The sequence below is a fragment of the Rhodococcus sp. EPR-134 genome (assembly GCF_001647205.1).
In the GTDB taxonomy this organism is placed as follows: domain Bacteria; phylum Actinomycetota; class Actinomycetes; order Mycobacteriales; family Mycobacteriaceae; genus Rhodococcus_F; species Rhodococcus_F qingshengii.
The window spans coordinates 1-2,943 of the sequence record NZ_LVCT01000143.1; the positions used below are offsets into that span (position 1 = coordinate 1).

1 protein-coding gene and 1 pseudogene are annotated in these 2,943 nt (G+C 61.1%); both read right to left on the minus strand.

The features are described 5' to 3' along the window. Nucleotides 1-197, minus strand: a pseudogene (locus A2J01_RS06470) (hypothetical protein); the annotation flags it as partial. Between the two features lie 234 nt (nt 198-431). After that, on the minus strand, nt 432-2,943 hold a 2,512-nt coding region (locus tag A2J01_RS06475; protein WP_064112339.1), incomplete at its 5' end, for an error-prone DNA polymerase.

Consider the following 2,943-nt stretch of genomic DNA (forward strand, 5'->3'; position numbering starts at 1 on the left):
CTCAGGTAGCGGCGCGCGGGCAATGCATCCTCGGGCAGCAACTGCACATCCGCCAGGAAGAATCTGGAGGCGGAGACAACTCCGGGCACTCGTTCGACGACCTGCGGAATATGCACGTCGTCGTACCAGCGGTTGAACGCATCCTCCGAAGACGGATCGGCGGGGTGTACGTGTGCGACGAGAATCGCTGTGCTCATGAAGTTCCTCTTCGACTCGAAGTGCTTTTGGTTCAGCGCGTTTGGAAGGCGACGATATTCACGCGCAAGGCAACTGACCGCGGCTGCGTGTGGTGAATCGATCGCGTTCAAGCGACAACCCTAGGGAGCAAATGTGACCCGCACCATATGCTCGGAGGTCAGAGTTGAGCTCCACATTTGTCCTCTCGGCACAAAACTGTCTCTCGGCACTAACACGGTGGCCAGAATCAGGCGTTAACGGAAGTCTCGCGATTTGGCCGTGACTCGCAGATCCATCAGCTGCATCCGGTCTGCCACGACGGTGACAGCGCCTTCTGCATTCTGCACCTTCCCTCGAATAAGCAACGCCGGCGCCGTATTTGCCAATTTTCGGTACTTTGCCCACAACCCCACCGAACACACGACGTTGACCATGCCGGTTTCGTCCTCGAGGTTGATGAACGTGACGCCCGCAGCTGTGGCCGGACGCTGCCGGTGTGTGACTGCTCCCCCCACCAGCACACGGTCACCGTCCGGGATGTCGAGAAGTCTCGACGCCGGCACCACGCCGAGCGCGTCGAGCTGTGGGCGGAGGAATTGTGTCGGGTAGGTGTCGGGAGATACTCCTGTCGCCCAGACATCCGCTGCCGCCAATTCGACGTCGCTCATGCCGGGCAGGGTGGGAGCTGTGACCGACGCACCGATACCGGGCAAGCGGTCGGGGCGCTCCCCCGCCGCAGCGCCCGCTGCCCACAGCGCTTCTCTACGCGAGATACCGAAGCTGGCTAGCGCACCGGCGGTCGCCAGCGATTCAGCTTGTGCGGTAGTCAGTTCCACCCGCCCGGTCAGATCGAGAAACGACGTGAACGGTCCACCGAGGTCGCGCTGTTCGACAATTTTCTCGGCGAGTGCATCGCCGATGTTGCGCACTTCCCCCAGCCCCAGCCGAACCTCGAATCCACCTGCCTCGACGGTGGCATGCGCGAGGCTGACATTGATGTCTGCACCGTGTACCTGCACTCCGTGCCGGCGCGCATCGGCAACCAAGGACTGCGGCGAGTAGAAACCCATGGGCTGCGCGCGCAGAAGTCCGGCGCAGAACGCAGCGGGATGATGAAGTTTGAACCACGAGGAGTAGAAGACCAGCGCGGCAAAACTCTGTGAATGGCTTTCCGGGAAACCGAAATTAGCGAATGCATACAGCTTTTCGTAGATCCGGTCGGCAACCTCGTCACCGATGCCGTGTAGGTCTCGCATGCCCTGATAGAACCTCGCGCGCAGTTGTTCCATCTTCTCGGTGGAGCGTTTCGATCCCATTGCCCGACGCAATTGATCGGCCTCGGACGGCGTGAAGCCCGCAACGTCGACGGCCATCTGCATCAACTGTTCCTGGAACAGCGGAACCCCCAACGTGCGTTCGAGTGCCTTCTCGAGCGACGGATGGTCGTAGGACACAGGTTCGAGTTTGTTGCGCCGACGAATGTACGGATGCACTGATCCGCCTTGAATCGGCCCCGGACGGATGAGCGCGACCTCGACTACCAGGTCGTAGAAGTTTCGAGGCTTCAGACGCGGCAGTGTCGCCATCTGCGCACGTGATTCCACTTGGAACACCCCCACCGAATCTGCCCGCTGCAGCATCTCGTACACCGCCGTTTCCGACAGATCGAGTTGCGCCAGATCGACTGTGATGCCTTTGTGTTCGGCCACCAGATCCATCATGTAGTGCAAAGCAGAAAGCATGCCGAGGCCGAGCAGGTCGAATTTGACCAGCCCAGCGGCAGCACAGTCGTCCTTGTCCCACTGCAGGACACTACGATTGGCCATTCGCGCCCACTCCACCGGACAGACGTCGGAGATGGGACGATCGCAGATGACCATGCCGCCCGAGTGGATACCGAGGTGCCGCGGATAGCCTTCGATCTGCGCCGCCAGTTCGAGTACCGGACGCGGAATATCGGTATCCGCATTCTTGTCGATACCGCCCCACCGGCCGACCTGCTTACTCCACGCATCTTGCTGGCCCTGCGAAAAGCCCAGCGCCCGAGCCATGTCCCGCACCGACGACTTTCCTCGATAGGTGATGACATTGGCTACCTGCGCGGCATACGTACGCCCGTACTTCGCGTACACGTGCTGGATCACCTCTTCCCGGCGGTCGGACTCGATGTCCACGTCGATGTCCGGCGGGCCGTCACGTTCAGGCGCAAGAAACCTCTCGAACAGCAGTTTGTTGCGAACCGGATCGACATTGGTGATGCCGATCGCGTAACACACCGCCGAGTTCGCAGCGGAACCTCTTCCCTGACAGAGGATGTCGTTGTTCTTGCAGAACGACACGATGTCATGCACCACCAGGAAATATCCGGGAAAGTTCAATCCCTCGATGATGGCAAGTTCATGTTCGAGCTGTTTGTATGCCTTCGGTGCACCTTCCGGCGGTCCGTAGCGTTCCAGCGCCCCCACCATGGTGAGCTCACGCAACCACGACGCCTCGGTATGCCCGGCTGGCACGTCGAACGGTGGCAATTTGGGCGCGATGAGCTTGAGATCGAAAGCGCACTCACGACCAAGATCGGCGGCACCACTGACAGCCTCGGGATAGAGCGAGAACAGTGCCGCCATCTCCGCGCCGGACCGCAGGTGCGCTCCGCCGGTAGGGGCCAACCATCCTGCTGCCTCGTCCAAGCTTTGACGCGACCGCACAGCCGCCATTGCCATGGCGAGGCGTCGACGCGGAGGAGCGGCGAAGTGTGCGGCGGTGGTC